Below are 927 nucleotides of genomic sequence, written 5' to 3'. Positions count from 1 at the left end.
CAAGATCACCGGTCCGATACATCCGACCACCTGGAGGGCCAAATGGGTCAGCTATGAACCGATCTGCCGTCAGATCAGGGCGTCCTAAATAACCACGTGCTAAACCTGCTCCAGCTATATAAAGCTCGCCACTAACACCAACGGGAACAGGACGAAGCCAATCATCCAATACATAAACCTGAGTGTTCCAAATCGGGCGCCCAATGGGGACGGAGTGATGCGCAGTATCCAGAATGCACTTCCAATAAGTAACGTCCACTGAGGCTTCTGTTGGGCCGTATAAATTATGGAGAGGAACCTTCCAATTCTTTAAAAAAAGAGCCTCTGTTGTATCGGAAAGTGCTTCACCGCTGCAAAATACACGTTTTAGGTTTGAATATGTCGAACGCGTTACGTTTGTAAGAAGTTGTTCAAGCATTGAAGGCACAAAATGAAGCGTGGTTATCTTTTGTTTATCAATAATTTGAGCAAGGTATGTTGGTTCTTTGTGTTTGTGAGGCGTGGCAAGAACCAGAGTGGATCCCGCTATTACCGGAAGAAAGAATTCCCAAACTGAAACATCAAAACTTGAAGGTGTTTTTTGAAGGATGCGATCTGTTGAATCAATTTGATAATGATCTTGCATCCACTTTAGTCGGTTACAAATTCCGGATTGGCCTATAACCACACCTTTAGGTTTTCCAGTTGATCCTGATGTGTAGATGACATAGGCGGGATTGGTGGGGGTAAGCGGTCGAACTCGGTCACGATTGTCTGGATTGGTTGTATTTTCTGCGTTCAATATTTTGATCATCTTAGATGTATCGACAAGCAATATCGTATTATCATTTGGAAGATGCTCTACGGTTTGACTACTGCATACGGTACAGGCTGGCCGTGCATCTTTGATCATAACAGAAAGTCGTTCTGGTGGATATTCTGGATCAA

General features: G+C 44.0%; 1 protein-coding gene. It reads right to left on the bottom strand.

Annotated elements, in window-relative coordinates:
• A partial coding sequence (locus AB2J24_RS19840; protein WP_367386811.1) for an AMP-binding protein occupies nt 1-927 on the bottom strand: 927 nt, incomplete at both ends.

The organism is Lentilitoribacter sp. EG35 (genome assembly GCF_040784015.1).
Taxonomy (GTDB): Bacteria; Pseudomonadota; Alphaproteobacteria; order Rhizobiales; family Rhizobiaceae; genus Lentilitoribacter.
The sequence above is the reverse complement of the archived record's forward strand: the minus strand, read 5'-3'. Positions and strand labels throughout refer to the sequence as shown.